This window comes from Rhodococcus baikonurensis (assembly GCF_040489275.1).
GTDB classification, from domain to species: Bacteria; Actinomycetota; Actinomycetes; order Mycobacteriales; family Mycobacteriaceae; genus Rhodococcus_F; species Rhodococcus_F baikonurensis.
This window is the reverse complement of record NZ_JBEUOQ010000008.1, coordinates 120,736-135,536: the sequence shown is the minus strand read 5'-3', so window position 1 is coordinate 135,536 and position 14,801 is coordinate 120,736. Positions and strand designations below refer to the sequence as shown.

Here is a 14,801-nt window from a genome sequence, read left to right as displayed (position 1 = left end):
CAACATGAACAGTTCGGCAACAGCGGTATCGCTTCGCGAGAAGTTCGGTCAGTTCACCGAGCACTGGTCGCCCAAGAAGATTGCGGCGCTCAATGACTACGAGATCAAGATCGTCAAGATCAAAGGTGAATTCGTCTGGCACTCCCACGCCGACACCGACGAGATGTTCCTGGTGACGAAGGGGCAGATTCGAATCCAACTGCGAAACGGAGATGTTGCACTGGGGCCCGGTGAACTGTTCGTGGTACCTCGCGGCGTCGAACATTGCCCGATCGCCGAGGAGGAAGCGGAGGTGATGTTGATCGAACCCGTCGGCGTGGTGAATACCGGGAACGTGGGAGGTCCGCGAACCGCAGTGCTCGAGGACTTTTCGTAGTTACCGGCTCTTCCAGTCCAGGGGATTGGTACGCAACGGCAGGGCCATTCCCGATCTCCAGAGCGTCGCCGCGCGAGAGTGCGGACGGAACTCGACCTCGCGCCGCATCGACTGCGCGAACTCGTCGGTGAATCCTGTTCGGGGGTACTCCGCGATTGCTGCATCAACAGTTGCTCGCGGAATTTCGGCCGCACGCCGACCGGCAACATCGAAATGCGCTGCGGCGTGCAGGAGATAGGCGTCAGCGCCCGCGCTGCGGTCGACGGTCAGATCCATGTGCAGACGGATCGCTGCGCCGATTCGCTCTACCGACTTCTCCGAAGTTCCCACTCGGGTCGCGAGTTCTTCCGCGTCTGCGGCACTGATGTAGGTGAAACACCCATGCTCGGCCGATCCTTCTGCGCCCAGTCCGACATCGTGAAGGGCGCACGCAGTGAAGAGATCTTCGGGGTCATACTCGATCGCGTCGATCTGTGCGAAGGTGTCGGCCCAGATCCAGCAGCGGAGACTGTGGTTCAAGACCGCGGGGGAGAGGGTTCCTCTGGCGTGATCGAGCGCTTCCCTGCACAGTCTGGTGTCGGGGAGTGGGCATTTGCGCAGGTCGGGCGTGTGAGTGGGGTAGCGGCCGAGCCGCAGTCGAAGCATCGACGGGGTACTCATGGCCTGCGCAGCTGCCGCGCGGGCCATGAGTTGCATCTGCTCGAGGGTGGTCAGCTCACCAGGGCGCATCGAATTCCTGTCTGAGGTAGGGGACAGCTGAATACGAATCTAGTTGGCGAGGAAAATTCTTCACGCTTGCTCAATATCTGTCGACGACGGAAACACGGAATTATCCGAATATTGGCTATACCAAGTGCCATCCAACGGCAACGCCAAATCAGCAACCTCACCTCTGCACTTCGCACTATCTCGACAAGCAACGACGGTGGGGGTCGGCTCAGATGACGCCGAACCCGACTATTCCCGGAACTTCCGAGGGCTTTATGCGATGAAGCATGACTTTGTTGTTCTCGTTGCCGCCGACGGTCGTCAGAGTGCCGACGTCATTGACCAGAACGACGTTGACGTGTTGACCGAATGGGCTCGAGTCGCCGTACAGGATCGTGTCGCCGACTTTGGGTTGGTAGTCCTGACCGTAGGGGACAAACGCGTCGACCGACTCGTAATACTCCTGCAGCGTGTACACCCCGGGGATGCGCCACGAGCCTGAGTTGGGGTTCGAGAACGGCGTGCCGATCTGGTTCATCGACCAGCTCACGAAATCGGCACACCACGATTCTTCGACACCTTCGGCGTACTTGGTGCCGGGGCTCCCTGACTCCCATTCCTGTTCGAGGACGGTGAGCAGCGCACTCTGCTGAGCGGTCAGTGCGCTGTGGTCGACAGCCGGGAACGAATCCAGGTTCTCGCCGGCAAGGGCGTCGTCGCTGCGGGCGAACCACCAGAAAATGCCGGCGACTGCTACAACCACTACAACGCCGAATACGCCCAGAACGGTGAGAGTGCGTCTGGACGTATTCGGTGCGTGCGACATCACGCCACGATAGTCAAATTACTCGAGCGGGGGCGCGGAGCGATCGATCGTCGTCGCGAGGGGCTTCTCCTTGACGAAGAGCAACAAGACGACCGCCGCGATGACCAGCGGTGCGAGATAGAGGAAGATCGGCGCAAGCGCATCGTTGTATGCGCCGACGATGATCTCGCGAACCTGGCTCGGCAACTTCCAGAGAATTGCCGGCGTCAAAGAGTTCTCGTCCCCACCCGCTGCGCCTCCGTTTGCCGGTAGTCGTTCGGACAGCAGATTGGTCAGGCGCGAGGCGAACAGGCTGCCCACGATAGCGCTGCCCAACGAAGCGCCGATCTGACGGAAGAAGTTGTTCGACGCGGTGGCCGTTCCCACTTCGGCCGCAGGGAAAGTGTTCTGCACGATCAGGATCAAGATCTGCATGACGAGGCCGAGGCCGATACCCATGAGGGCGATGTAACAACCGAAGACCAGCAGCGAGGTCGACGGCGTCAGACGTGAGAGCAGGACCAGAGCAACGGCGACGATGGATGTTCCGACGATGGGGAAGATCTTGTAGCGACCGGTTTTGCTGACCAGCTGACCGGATCCGATGGAGGCGACAAGTAGGCCCGCCATCATCGGAATCATCATCAGTCCTGCTTCGGTGGCGTTCTTTCCGGTCACCATCTGGATGTAGGTCGGCAGGTAGGCGAGCGCACCGAACATCGCGATTCCGATGATCAGACCCGCGACGGTGGTCAACACGAAGTTTCGCTGAGCGAACAGGTGCATCGGAATCACTGGTTCGTCGGCACGCTTCTCGACGAAGACGAACGCCACGGCGGTCACGATGCAGCCGACGATCAACCCGATGATGACTCCGGAACCCCAGGCGTAAGTGCTTCCGCCCCAGGTGGTGAACAGGATCAGGCACGTCGCTGCCGTTGCGACCAGGATCATTCCGAGGTAGTCGATGCGAGGCTTGCCGAGATTCGGTTTCCGCAAGTGAAGGAATGCCATCGCACTCGCGATGGCGAGTAGGCCGAGGGGGATGTTGATCCAGAAAGCCCAACGCCAACCGATGCCTTCGGTGAACCAGCCGCCGAGTAGGGGACCGGCAACCGAAGCCAGGGCGAACACACCGCCCATCGCGCCCATGTACCGGCCGCGTTGCCGGGCCGGAACGACGTCGGCGATGATCGCCTGGGACAGCAAGATCAACCCGCCGCCGCCGAGTCCTTGAACAGCGCGCCCCGCGATGAGTGTGGTCATGTCGTGGGACAGGCCGCCGATCACAGAACCGACGATGAAAATGCTGATGGCGCCGATGAACAGGCCCTTGCGGCCGATCAGATCACCGAGTTTCCCGTACACCGGCATCATGACGGTCGAGGCGAGGATGTACGCCGTCGTCACCCAGACCATGTGGTTGACGCCGTTCAATTCACCGACGATGGTGGGCAACGCGGTGCTGAAGATCATCTGATCGAGCGATGCCAGAAGCATGGTGATCATCAACCCGACAAAAACGAGGATGATCGATCGCTTGTCTGGCGTGGATTCGGTGTCGGTGCGCGTGTCGTCTGGGCCGACGGTCGCAGCTTCTCGAGTGGACATGGAATTCCTTAGTTGAGTGACAGCTGGTGAAATCAGTTCGCGGAGCGGAGAATTCGAGCCATCAGAAGTAGTGCAGGATCGAGCAGTTCGGTTCTGGGGCTTGCCCGTTCGCTGTTCTGCCACTTTCGGAAGACGTAACGCATCGCTGCGCCCGCTGTGATGACCGTCGCGGTGGCCTCGTCTTCCGCGGCGGTGTCTGCCGGAAGCTGTCGATACTCGGGGCGACCGCGCAACTCACGCGTCAAGAGCCTGGTGAGTGTGTCCTCCAGATCGTGAAACGTGGCCAGGTGCTGCTGCAAGAGTGTGGGATGCCGTTCGAACAATTCGCGGCGGTACGCCAGCAGGTCGGGCCGTTCGTCGACGATCTGCATCGCCTCTTCGAAGACCGCGAGAGCCCCTCGGAGAGGGTCATCGGGGTGTTCGTTGATCAGCGTGATCATGGTCGTCTCATTCGGTACGACGAGCATGAGTCCACCGATGGCTGCGTCCTTGGTGGGGAAGTAGTTGAAGAACGTGCGGGTCGACAGATTGCAGGCTTCGCAGATCTTTTCGACGGTCACTTCGTCGTATCCGAGGTCGAGGACGAGTTCGACCGCGGTGTGCTCGATCAGCTGCCTCGTAGCGATTCGCTTTCGTTCGCGCAATCCGAGTGTTTCGGTTCCCATTTCATCCATAATTGCACAGAGTGCAAAGTTTCATCGAATGCAATATTTGTCCCAAGAATGACCTATGAAGTGCAAAAATGGGTTTCCGACACCCGCTGGATAGGATGATCCACGTGGAAGACACCTTGCCTCCTTGTCCTGAATGTGCCGGCGAATACACCTACGAAATGGGTGCCTTGATGGTGTGCCCGTCCTGTGCACACGAGTGGGCGCCGGCCGATGGCGCAGGGGATGCTCCGGGAGTGGTGAAAGATTCGGTAGGAAACGTCCTTGCGGACGGAGACACTGTGACGGTCGTCAAGACGCTCAAGGTGAAGGGCAGTCCGACCGGTATCAAGTCGGGCACGAAAGTGCGCAACATCCGCCTTGTTCAGGGCGTTGGGGACCACGACATCGACTGCAAGGTCGACGGCATCGGGCCGATGCAATTGAAGTCGAGCGTCGTCAAGAAGGTCTGACCGGATAGCAATAGAAGTCGGCTCGAGATCCTGTTCAGTTTCGACGGTTCGACAGCCACAATCGAGGAGATTCTCGACCTCTCTAACGAATGGACCGAACTGTGTCGCTCTCGATCTGCCTTGACCCTGCTCCCGATAGCACCGCACTCGATACAGACGAGCAGTGGAGCCTCATCGTCGATGCGCTGACGCGCAGGGGATTCCTCGGCGCCGGGCTCGGTGTCGCGGCCGCGACCTTGCTGGCAGCGTGCAGCAGTGACGAAAACGGCGTGGAGTCAGGTGGTTTCGTCACGGTGCAGGACGAGACGGGCAGTGTCGAGATTCCTTCGGATCCGCAGCGAATGGTCATCGCCCATGTCAGCGCCATGGCGACGGTGCTCGACCTCGGTGTGCCGCCGGAGAAGATCGTCGGCGGCTTCTTCGGTCTCGAGGGTGTGAGCGGTGACGCGGTGTTGCGCACGATGCCGGAGGCTGCGAACATCCCGAACCTCGGCACGGCGGGAACGTGGAACAAAGAAGCTATCATCGGCGCATCGCCCGACCTGATCGTCATGCTTCTGACGGCCGGAAATGCCTATGCCGCAAAATCTTACGACGAACTCTCGGCGACCGGAGTGCCGGTGTTCGCCGGCTTCAACGGATTCCTCACGTGGGACGAGATGAAGAAACTGGTCACCTCGATGGGCGTCGCGGTCCGGCGCGAAGAAGCGGCAGCCGAATTGAACGCGAGAACGGAAGAGCGCCTCCTCGCAATCAAGGATCGACTCTCGGCCCTCGGCTCGTTACCGTCGGTGACGCTGCTGCGTACCGGTGAGAACGGTGTCGTCTACAACCAGGTCGACGCACTTCTCGACGCCCTCGAGTTCCCCGGCGATCGAGCCACGTCGGAGGAGTTCACGCGCACACTCACCGCGGAGCAACTCGATCAAGTCACCAGCGACGTGATCATCGTGGGCGCCTTCCAGGATCAGCAGGACGTCCGCGCACAGTTGGCGACGAACCCGCTCTGGGAGCGCCTTCCCGCTGTCCGCTCGGGAAACGTCCATTACGTCGACGACAGCCTGTGGGGCTCGGGCTATTCCCCTCGCGCGACTCAGCTGCGGCTCGACGACATCGAGCGGATCTTCAGCTGACTCCGTCGTGTCACCTCGACTTATCGGTGCATTACCTCGAGAATCATGACCATGGACAAAATCAGGTTCTTCGAGCTTGTCACCGAATGGTTCGAAGTGCTCGGTGTTGTCGCCATGGTTCTCGGGTTCGTGTTCGCATTCGTGATCGCGGGGCGGGCGTGGACTCGAACACGCGACGGTAGTTCGGCGTTTCGCACGCTGCGCGAGACCATGGGCGCGGTCATCCTTCTCGGACTCGAGATCCTCGTCGCCGCTGATCTGGTGAAGACTGTGACGTCTTCTCCGTCACTGACCGACGCCGCAGTTCTGGGCATGATCGTGCTGATTCGAACTGTGCTGAGCCTGTCGATTCAGATCGAGATCGACGGGGTACTTCCGTGGCGCAAGGCGTTGGTGTCCAGTCCGGAACTCCTGGTACGCGCGGCGCGCGGATCAGGAGGCCGAGCGATGCCCGACGCGTCGAGTTCGTAGCGATAGCCGTTGCGAGTGAAAGGTCGGGCAGATGACAGCAGTGCGCACCGAACATCTCTCTGTCGACGAGCGGCGGGCGCGCGGCCGCCAAGCGCGTAGAGACACCCCGCTGGCAGCGCTCGCGGATCTCGCGGACAGCGACCGCGACCCGATTTCGCTGCTGGAAGTACAGGCGAAATCCCGGGTGCAGGACCTGGTACCCATTCGCTACGGGCGGATGTCGGCGTCACGGTTCTCGTTCTTCCGTGGTGCCGCATTGGTGATGGCGGACGACTTGTCTCGCAGCCCGGATTCGGGCCTCGGCAGTCAACTTTGCGGTGACGCACATCTGAGCAATTTCGGCATCTATGCGACGCCGGAGCGGAAGTTGGCGTTCGACATCAACGATTTCGACGAGACATACCCGGGCCCGTTCGAGTGGGACGTCAAGCGGCTGGCCGCGAGTTTGGTGATCGCCGCGAAGGACAACGGGTTTTCGGGCAAGGAGCGAAAGAAGATCGTTCGCGGATGCGCGGCCGAGTACCGGGAAACCATGATCACCCAGGCAGGGTTGGGAAATCTTGCGGTCTGGTACTCGCACATCGCACCCGAGGACGGGCTCGAGGATCTCCAAATCGACCTGAAGAAGCGAATGGTCGCGCGCACGCAAGCGACGCTCGACAAGGCCCGTCGCCGCGACAGTGTGCAGGCCGCCGGCAAGTTCACCGAAATCGTCGACGGCCGTCGGCGATTCATCAGTGATCCGCCTTTGATCGTTCCGGCAGACGAGTTGTTCGCGGGCACCGATCTCACGCAGATCGAGGACTTGTTGCGTCAGCGTGTCCGGTCGTACCGCAACACTCTGCAGTGGGATCGGCGCGTTCTCCTCGACGCCTTCGAGATGACGCACATCGCCCGGAAGGTGGTGGGCGTCGGAAGCGTCGGAACCCGCGCGTGGATGATCCTGATGAAGGGCGTCGACGATGGCGACCCGCTGATTTTGCAGGTCAAGGAGGCGCAGCCTTCGGTGCTGTCCGGCTACGTCGACGGTCCGACCTTCAAGAACGAAGGTGAGCGCGTCGTCAACGGGCAGCGTTTGATGCAGGCTACGAGCGACATCTTCCTCGGCTGGGAACGCGGGCCGGGACTGGACGAGGGTGAGCACGATTTCTACATTCGTCAACTGCGTGACGGTAAGGGATCGGCAGTCATCGAGGAGATGGTTCCGGAGGGTCTGGAACTCTACGGGCGCTTGTGTGCGAGGGTCCTCGCCTATGCGCACGCTCGCTCCTCCGACCGGATTGCGATTGCTGAATACCTTGGTGAGGGAACCGAATTCGATTTCGCGATCGGAGAGTTCGCGGCTGCCTACACCAAGCGCAACGCACGCGATCACTCCGCTCTGCTGACCGCGATCGACGACGGTCGCGTGTCAGCAGAGCGGGGAGTGTGACGGCTCAGGCGAACGCGCCGGAGAGCCAGGCCTGCCATGCCGCCGTCGCTGCGTCTCCGTCCGCATCCGCGGCGAAGAGGTGATGCGCTGCATCGACGTTGCCGCCGAAGGCATTTCGGCCGTAGAACCGCAGCAATGCGTTCTCGGTGCGCAGGCCGACGAACCAGTCGTCGATGTAGTCGATGATTGCTTCGACGGTTCCGATTCCGGGGACATCCACCGTCACCGTGTCTCCGGCGGTGGCGCCCGAAGCGATTCCGAGGGCGCCGCGAAGTGCTCCCATGGCCTCCGGTGCGGAAGAGGCTTCCGGCCCTTCGGCTGAGACGTAGGTGACGGGTCTGCCGGCGAAGTACTGAACGTACTGGCCGAGACTGTGCAGGTAGAAGTCTGTGTGCTTACTCGCGCCGTCGTACTGGTTGTCCCAGTCCTCGGCAAATACTCCGGCGTGGACGTAACGGACGACAGCGGTGCTCTCGTCGCGGGCCTCGACGACGTACTCGAGGTTGTTGAACCAGCCGTCGGGGCCCTGCATGTGGATGGCTAGTTCGCGGGGCGGTTCCCAGTCCGCGATGATCGGGCTGTCCGGGCGACTGCCGTCGGCGGGGATCTCTAGAGGGGACGGGAACATCCAGCCGGCCGTCTCTGCCGAGATCGCGGCCCAGATCTGTTCGGGAGTTCCGGGGACGACCACCTCGCGGCGGATTTCGAATTTCTCGGACATTGCTACTGCTCCGTTTCGGGTGTGGTGACGTGCGGTGTGGTGAGGCTGGGATGCAGGGCGACAACCAGGCGGTGTTTGCGTCCACCTTCGGAATCGCCGTCGTGGTACTTGGCCACGAGTGAGTTGATCGACTCGCCGAGTTCGCCGGCGAATGCGGCGCGGTCGGAAGCAGTGGCGAAGGTGATGTCACTGTCGATGGCAAAGGAGGCCAATGGTTTTCCGGCCGCAGTTGCTCCGGCGATCAGCTCACCGACCTCTCGAACGATCCGTGCCGCGAGAGTGACGAGCCAACGTGCCGAGAGTTGATCCGGAAACCGACTCGGATCCGGGGCGAGTGCGGACATCGCGGCGGGGGAGATGACGTACGACGCGGCGCTCGCCTGCATGATGCGCTCGGTCATGTTGCCGCGCTTGCGTTCCTCGACCAGCTCTACGAGTCCATGTTCTTCCAGAGTGCGCAGGTGGTAATTCACCTTCTGGCGTGTCAGTCCGATCCGGGGTGCCAGCGAGGATGCTGATCCCGGAACTGCCAGTTCAGCCAGAATCCGTTGCCGGATCGGATCGAGAGAGACCTCGGCAGCTGCGGGGCGGTCGATGACTGCGACTTCCAACATGAGAAAACCATCCCACCGACAACTTGATCTGTCAAGAAAGAAAAAGTTGTCGGCGGGATGGTTTCGTGGTTTCTCTACCGCTTCAGATCGGGCGGGTTGTTCAAATCCCTCGCCGAGTAGGTGTCGCACGAGGAGACCTGGCCCGTTTGGTACCCGGTGGCGAACCACGCCTGGCGTTGCGCGGAGGAACCATGTGTCCATCCTTCGGGGTTGACTCGACCCGTAGTCGACTTCTGGATACGGTCGTCGCCCACCGACGATGCTGCTGACAGAGCGTCGCGAATATCGTTCTTCGACAGTGGCTTCAAAAATGGCTGACCGGTTGCCTCGTCGGGAATCGTGTCGGCAAAATGAGCCCAGACGCCGGCATAGCAATCGGCCTGGAGTTCGGTGCGAACCGCGCCGGACTCCTCACCCTGCGGGTCGGCCTGCGCGCGGCCGATGTCGCCGAGCTGATTCTGGATGTGATGTCCGAACTCGTGAGCGACCACGTATTCCTGTGCGAGCGGTCCGGCACTGGAACCGAAACGGTCGACGAGCAATTGGAAGAAACTCGTGTCGAAGTACGCCGTCTGATCGGCCGGGCAGTAGAACGGACCGACATCACTCGACGCCTGGCCACACCCGGTGTTGACCGAACCGCTGAACAAGACAACTTCGGGGCGCACGTACGCCGTGCCGGTCTGCTTGACCAACTGCTGTTCCCAGACGTCGTCGAGGCTTCCGACGGTTAGTGTGACGCGGCAGTTCACATCGGCGTTTGCCTGAGCGCCGGTGCACTCGTCGACCGACGACAGTCCGGTCGACGAACTCGAAGTCTCGGTAGACGTGCCCAGGAGTGAGCCGGGGTCACCGCCGAACAACAGCGCCAGGATCAGAACGATGATGCCACCCGCGCCACCGCCGATCGCGATTTTGCCGCCGCGGCCGCCGCCCCCGCCGCCGCCTTGAACCTGAACGCGTCCCGCTTCGCCGCGGGCCCCCTCGTTGAAGGTCATCTATGTCCGCTTTCTGCTGTCGTGAACAAGTGCTTGCCGTCACTTCTGGAGATAGCTTCGCATGCGATGCGGGTCCGCGTTTCCGCTCTGCGCAGTTCGCTCCGTAGGATCGCAGGCAAAGTAGTCGGTCGTCGGTTATTGGAAGTAGTTCGAAAGGAATCCCGTGCTGCGCACACATCTCGCCGGTTCATTGCGACCCGAGCAGGCAGAGCAGACCGTAACGCTCACCGGTTGGGTAGCCAGGCGTCGTGATCACGGCGGAGTGATCTTCATCGATCTCCGTGATGCATCCGGAGTTGCGCAGGTAGTTTTCCGGGCAGGTGACGTGGCCGAGCAGGCCCACCGTCTGCGCGCGGAATACTGCGTCCGCGTGACCGGAACGGTCGAGGTTCGCCCCGAGGGCAACCAGAACTTCGAGATCCCCACGGGAGCAATCGAGGTCAACGCCACAGAACTCGAGGTTCTCAACGAGAGCGCACCGCTGCCGTTCCAGCTCGACGATCAGGTCGGCGAAGAAGCGCGCCTCAAGTATCGATACCTGGACCTGCGTCGTGAAGGTCCCGGCTCCGCAATTCGCTTGCGCTCCAAGGTGAGTGCTGCTGCGCGCGGCGTTCTCGCACACCACGAGTTCGTCGAGGTCGAAACTCCGACGCTCACGCGCTCGACGCCCGAGGGTGCCCGCGATTTCCTCGTGCCGTCACGCCTGCAGCCCGGTAGCTTCTACGCACTGCCGCAGAGCCCGCAGCTGTTCAAGCAGCTCCTCATGGTCGGCGGCATCGAGCGCTACTACCAGATCGCGCGTTGCTACCGCGACGAGGATTTTCGCGCCGATCGCCAGCCGGAGTTCACCCAGCTCGACATCGAGATGGCCTTCGTCAACCAGGACGACATCATCCTGCTCGCCGAGGAAATTCTGACGGCGCTCTGGAAGCTCGTCGGCCACGAGATCAAGACGCCGATCGACCGCATGACCTACAACGAGGCAATGCGTCGTTACGGCAGCGACAAGCCGGACCTGCGTTTCGACATCGAACTGGTCGAGTGCATGGATTTCTTCAAGGACACGACCTTCCGTGTGTTCCAGGCCGAGTACGTCGGCGCCGTCGTGATGCCCGGTGGCGCAAGCCAGCCGCGCAAGCAACTCGACGCTTGGCAGGAATGGGCGAAGCAGCGCGGGGCCAAGGGCCTGGCGTACGTGTTGGTCGGTGAAGACGGCACTCTCGGTGGTCCCGTTGCCAAGAACCTGACCGACGCCGAGCGTGAGGGCCTTGCTGCTCACGTCGGGGCTCAGCCGGGCGACTGCATCTTCTTCGCAGCCGGTGCAACGAAGCCTATGCGCGCTCTCCTCGGCGCGGCCCGTGGTGAGGTCGCACGCAAGAAGGACCTCATCGATCCTGACGCATGGGCCTTCGTGTGGATCGTCGACGCTCCGATGTTCGAGCCGACCGCAGACGCCACTGCATCCGGTGACGTCGCGCTCGGCCACTCCGCATGGACGGCGGTGCACCACGCCTTCACGTCGCCGAAGCCGGAGTTCTTCGACACATTCGACACCGATCCGGATTCCGCTCTCGCCTACGCCTACGACATCGTCTGCAACGGCAACGAGATCGGCGGCGGCAGTATTCGTATCCACCGCAAGGACATTCAGGAACGAGTGTTCAAGGTGATGGGCATCTCCGAGGAAGAGGCGCAGGAGCAGTTCGGCTTCCTCCTCGACGCCTTCGCCTTCGGTGCGCCGCCGCACGGCGGAATCGCATTCGGCTGGGACCGCATCACCGCGCTCCTCGCCGGTATGGATTCCATCCGTGAGGTCATCGCGTTCCCGAAGTCCGGCGGCGGCGTCGACCCGCTGACGGATGCTCCGGCACCGATCTCGGCTCAGCAGCGCAAGGAATCGGGTATCGACGCGAAGCCCGAGAAGAAGTCAGAGGACAAGAAGTCCGAAGGCGACACCGGCGAAGCCAAGTAGAGCCGACACCGGATCGCCATGCTGCATTTGCGGGTGATCTGCCCGACCGAGCGCACCGAGCAAGTTCTCGGTGCGCTCGCGTCGCAGCGGGGCGCGACACACATCGTCGTGATGCGCGATGTCGCGGTTCATCCTGCCGGAGACATGGTGGAGGCCGACGTCGCCCGTGAGGCCGCAAACGACGTCGTCGACGCCCTGAACGAACTCGGCGTCGCCGAGGACGGCGGAATGACGCTCGTACCGGTCGAGACTGTCTTGTCGGCGGCGGCCCGCAAAGCCGAACACGACGTGCCGGGTGATCCCGCGGACTCCGTCGTGTGGGAGGAATTACTGTCCCGCACGCGCGAAGAGTCGACTCTCAACGGCTTGTTCGTCGCGTTCCTGACGATCGCGTGTCTGCTGGCCGCGATCGGCGTCGTCACCGACTCTCAGATCACGATCGTGGGCGCCATGGTCGTCGGCCCGGAGTTCGGTCCGCTGGCTGCTTTGGCAGTCGCACTCGTACGGCGGGATCGACGGTTGCGCCGACGCTCGATTCTCGCCCTTGCCGTCGGATTCCCCATCGCGATGGGAGTGACCCTTGCCGCCACGTTCGTGGTGAAGTTCTTCGGGTGGATGGACGTCGTCAGTCTCGAATCACTCCACGAGGTCGATTTCGTCTACAAGGTCGGGCCCATTTCGTTTGTCGTCGCGCTTCTTGCCGGTGCGGCTGGGATGCTGGCACTCGTCTCGTCGAAGTCCGCTGCCTTGGTCGGGGTGTTCATCTCGGTCACTACCGTTCCTGCCGCCGGTTTCGCAGTGGTGGCAGCAGCAAACGGGGAGTGGCGGATCGCCGGGTTGTCGTCTCTGCAACTGGCTGTCAACCTGCTCGGGATCGTCATTGCCTGCGTGCTTGTTCTCTGGGTCAGAACGCGAGCCGACGAGGAGTTCGAAGCAGCGTTGAAGGGTATTTCCCGCTTTGTCGACGAGGACAAGACTCCGTGAATTCGCCGGTCCGGAGTTCTGCTCGTCGACAGCAATATTCTCGCGAGAATTGTAAACCGGTGTGGCGATTAGGGACTTTTGTCATCACCGCAGGTAGACGGCAACTTCTGTCGCTGCGATTACCTGAATTCTCCGCTGTGAGCGGATGAGCCGGGCATGATCGGAGTCACTAACGGGTAAGTTGGTCGGTGATGACCGCATTACTGGCAGACCCCGTTTCCGAAGTCGTCGCAGCTGCTGAGCAGTTGCTGACACGCCGCACAGGGGCACCCGTAACCCTGGTGGATCCAGTCGATCTCGGGGGGAGTGGCCGCACCGTCGTGCTGCGCGTACGTGTCGCCGAGAACCCGTTCTCCCTGCCTCGGACGCTGGTGATCAAGCAGGTCCGCGACAACTTCCAGGGAGCTACCAAAACAGCGATTGCGCTCCCGGCCGCGTCCGAAGGCGACTTCGACGTCGAGACCGCTTTCCTTCGTGAAGCGGTGTCGTATCAGTTCGCCAACGCGCTTGCCAAGGACGCACGCCCCGGTGCCGAACTGTTGGCCTCCGACCTCGATGCTCGCCTCCTGATCCTGAGTGATCTCGGCGACGCCACCGCAATCAGCGTCCGGCTCGAAGACTCCGACCCGGACACCGTCACACACACGTTGATGGCCATGGCGCAGGCCATGGGCCGCATGCACGCCGCGACCGTCGGCCGTGAGGACGACTTCACCGCGCTTCTGCGTCGTGCCGAAGTTGCACATTGCTCGGACGAAGTGGCGGATCAGGTGGGCCGCGCAGTGGCCGGTGTTCCCGCGATGTTGGTGGAAAGTCTCGGCATCGATGTGAGTTCGGACATTCTCGAGCAGGTTCAGCACGCGCAGACACTGTTCAGCGGCGGTCGATTCCGTGCCTTCAGCCCGTCCGACCTGTGCCCGGACAACATCATCGTCAACGACGACGGCGTGCAGTTCCTCGACTACGAGTGGGGTGGCTACCGCGACGCGCTCCTCGACATCACCTATGCACTGGTGTCGTTCCCCGGTTGCCTGTGCAACATCGACCTGACCGAAGAGCGGGCGTCGGCGATGGTCGACGCCTGGCGCGCCGAGGTCGTGGGGATGTGGCCCGCCCTGGCCGACGAAGCCGAGTTGGGGCGCAGGATCGTCGAGGCCCAACTCATCTGGGTCTGGCTCAGCACCTATCTGTATCTGCCCGAGGATCATTCGCGTATCGCCGCCGTCCGCGAGCATTATCTCTCGATCCCGCGCGCCGACGCCTTGGTCGGCCGTTGGGCCAGGCTTGCACGTTCGGCGCAGCTCGCCGGCAACGACGCCGTCGAGGCACACGCCCGCGACGTCGTGGCGGCGCTGCGCACCGAGTTCAGTTGAGTCTCTGACCGAACACACGCAGAAGGGCGCCCGTGCACGCAGCACGGACGCCCTTTCTCGTTCGAGTCACCTCAGTTGTCGGAGACCAGATCGTTCTCGGACAGGTCCGTCGCCGCGAGCGCGGTCTCGAGATCAGGATGTCGGAACGTCGACGTGACCTGGTCGGCCACGACTCGGAAAGCCGAGGCCAGAGTCGCGGACTTGTCCGGTTCGGCCGCCCACGTTGCAGTCTGTTCGACGACGACCACGCCGTGGTGGACGTACATCTTGCCGGGGACGAGGGTGATGCCGGCGTTGGTGGCCCACTCGCGCAAGGCTGCGAGTCCCTGGCTCGCGCCCTTGGGGCCGCCTACCTCGATGTCGTCACTCGACAACTGCAGCAGTGTGTCGATGTCTTGGGAGTTGAGTGCATCGTGCCACGCGAGGACGGTGGCGATCTCGGAGGTGCTCATGGCGACAACGCTATTACAGCGCCTCCGC

At 62.1% G+C, this 14,801-nt stretch carries 16 protein-coding genes; 8 read left to right on the top strand and 8 right to left on the bottom strand.

All coding sequences use genetic code 11. From position 1 onward, the window contains the following. Nucleotides 1-4 precede the first annotated feature (4 nt). Nucleotides 5-376: a cupin domain-containing protein gene (locus ABWI03_RS19750; protein ID WP_095970233.1), complete on the top strand. Its 372-nt coding sequence runs from the start codon at nucleotides 5-7 to the stop codon at nucleotides 374-376. Here ABWI03_RS19750 and ABWI03_RS19745 read toward each other — a convergent pair whose 3' ends face one another. From ABWI03_RS19745 to ABWI03_RS19730, 4 genes are all read right to left on the bottom strand, one after another. After that, nucleotides 377-1,105, bottom strand: a complete 729-nt coding sequence (locus ABWI03_RS19745) for an HD domain-containing protein (protein WP_298773876.1) — start codon at nucleotides 1,103-1,105, stop codon at nucleotides 377-379. Between the two features lie 208 nt (nucleotides 1,106-1,313). Further along, the gene (locus tag ABWI03_RS19740) at nucleotides 1,314-1,913 is read right to left on the bottom strand and encodes a CHAP domain-containing protein (protein WP_166810229.1); all 600 of its coding nucleotides are present in this window, start codon (nucleotides 1,911-1,913) and stop codon (nucleotides 1,314-1,316) included. A 15-nt stretch (nucleotides 1,914-1,928) separates the two neighbouring features. Then, a complete protein-coding gene (locus ABWI03_RS19735) occupies nucleotides 1,929-3,500 on the bottom strand; it encodes an MDR family MFS transporter (protein ID WP_298773872.1) in 1,572 nt (523 codons plus the stop codon). Nucleotides 3,501-3,532: 32 nt separating this feature from the next. Further along, entirely contained in the window at nucleotides 3,533-4,165 is a 633-nt protein-coding gene (locus tag ABWI03_RS19730) for a TetR/AcrR family transcriptional regulator (RefSeq protein ID WP_124568654.1), read from the bottom strand. Between the two features lie 113 nt (nucleotides 4,166-4,278). Here ABWI03_RS19730 and ABWI03_RS19725 point away from each other — a divergent pair, with 113 nt between their 5' ends. The 4 genes from ABWI03_RS19725 (at nucleotide 4,279) to ABWI03_RS19710 (ending at nucleotide 7,659) form a co-directional block, all read left to right on the top strand. Then, complete coding sequence (locus ABWI03_RS19725) at nucleotides 4,279-4,623, top strand: zinc ribbon domain-containing protein YjdM (RefSeq protein ID WP_296555064.1); 345 nt, start codon at nucleotides 4,279-4,281, stop codon at nucleotides 4,621-4,623. A gap of 89 nt (nucleotides 4,624-4,712) precedes the next feature. Continuing rightward, nucleotides 4,713-5,756: an ABC transporter substrate-binding protein gene (locus ABWI03_RS19720; protein ID WP_298773869.1), complete on the top strand. Its 1,044-nt coding sequence runs from the start codon at nucleotides 4,713-4,715 to the stop codon at nucleotides 5,754-5,756. A gap of 51 nt (nucleotides 5,757-5,807) precedes the next feature. Beyond that, nucleotides 5,808-6,227 carry a DUF1622 domain-containing protein gene (locus ABWI03_RS19715; protein ID WP_214886538.1) on the top strand — a complete coding sequence of 140 codons (420 nt, stop codon included), beginning with the start codon at nucleotides 5,808-5,810 and terminating at the stop codon, nucleotides 6,225-6,227. 31 nt (nucleotides 6,228-6,258) lie between these two features. After that, a complete protein-coding gene (locus ABWI03_RS19710) occupies nucleotides 6,259-7,659 on the top strand; it encodes a DUF2252 domain-containing protein (RefSeq protein WP_298773863.1) in 1,401 nt (466 codons plus the stop codon). A gap of 4 nt (nucleotides 7,660-7,663) precedes the next feature. On the opposite strand, the gene ABWI03_RS19705 is transcribed toward ABWI03_RS19710, so the two are convergent. The 3 genes from ABWI03_RS19705 to ypfJ all read right to left on the bottom strand — a co-directional run bounded on the left by ABWI03_RS19705 (nucleotide 7,664) and on the right by ypfJ (nucleotide 9,992). Beyond that, nucleotides 7,664-8,380 (bottom strand): SRPBCC family protein, encoded by a 717-nt coding sequence (locus ABWI03_RS19705; RefSeq protein WP_298773861.1) that lies wholly within the window; start codon nucleotides 8,378-8,380, stop codon nucleotides 7,664-7,666. Nucleotides 8,381-8,382: 2 nt separating this feature from the next. Then, nucleotides 8,383-8,994, bottom strand: coding sequence for an ArsR/SmtB family transcription factor (locus tag ABWI03_RS19700; protein WP_298773858.1), 612 nt, complete (start codon nucleotides 8,992-8,994; stop codon nucleotides 8,383-8,385). A gap of 74 nt (nucleotides 8,995-9,068) precedes the next feature. Continuing rightward, complete coding sequence (ypfJ, locus tag ABWI03_RS19695) at nucleotides 9,069-9,992, bottom strand: KPN_02809 family neutral zinc metallopeptidase (protein ID WP_095970224.1); 924 nt, start codon at nucleotides 9,990-9,992, stop codon at nucleotides 9,069-9,071. Between the two features lie 163 nt (nucleotides 9,993-10,155). On the opposite strand from ypfJ, the gene aspS reads away from it, so the two are divergent. The 3 genes from aspS to ABWI03_RS19680 all read left to right on the top strand — a co-directional run bounded on the left by aspS (nucleotide 10,156) and on the right by ABWI03_RS19680 (nucleotide 14,321). Next, complete coding sequence (gene aspS / locus ABWI03_RS19690; protein ID WP_200313930.1) at nucleotides 10,156-11,964, top strand: aspartate--tRNA ligase; 1,809 nt, start codon at nucleotides 10,156-10,158, stop codon at nucleotides 11,962-11,964. A gap of 18 nt (nucleotides 11,965-11,982) precedes the next feature. Continuing rightward, nucleotides 11,983-12,948 (top strand): DUF389 domain-containing protein, encoded by a 966-nt coding sequence (locus tag ABWI03_RS19685; RefSeq protein WP_124568648.1) that lies wholly within the window; start codon nucleotides 11,983-11,985, stop codon nucleotides 12,946-12,948. A gap of 191 nt (nucleotides 12,949-13,139) precedes the next feature. Next, complete coding sequence (locus ABWI03_RS19680; RefSeq protein ID WP_037131744.1) at nucleotides 13,140-14,321, top strand: protein kinase family protein; 1,182 nt, start codon at nucleotides 13,140-13,142, stop codon at nucleotides 14,319-14,321. A 71-nt stretch (nucleotides 14,322-14,392) separates the two neighbouring features. Here ABWI03_RS19680 and ABWI03_RS19675 read toward each other — a convergent pair whose 3' ends face one another. Further along, on the bottom strand, nucleotides 14,393-14,773 hold the full coding sequence (locus tag ABWI03_RS19675; RefSeq protein ID WP_095970221.1) for a nuclear transport factor 2 family protein: 381 nt from the start codon (nucleotides 14,771-14,773) through the stop codon (nucleotides 14,393-14,395). Nucleotides 14,774-14,801: the final 28 nt, after the last annotated feature.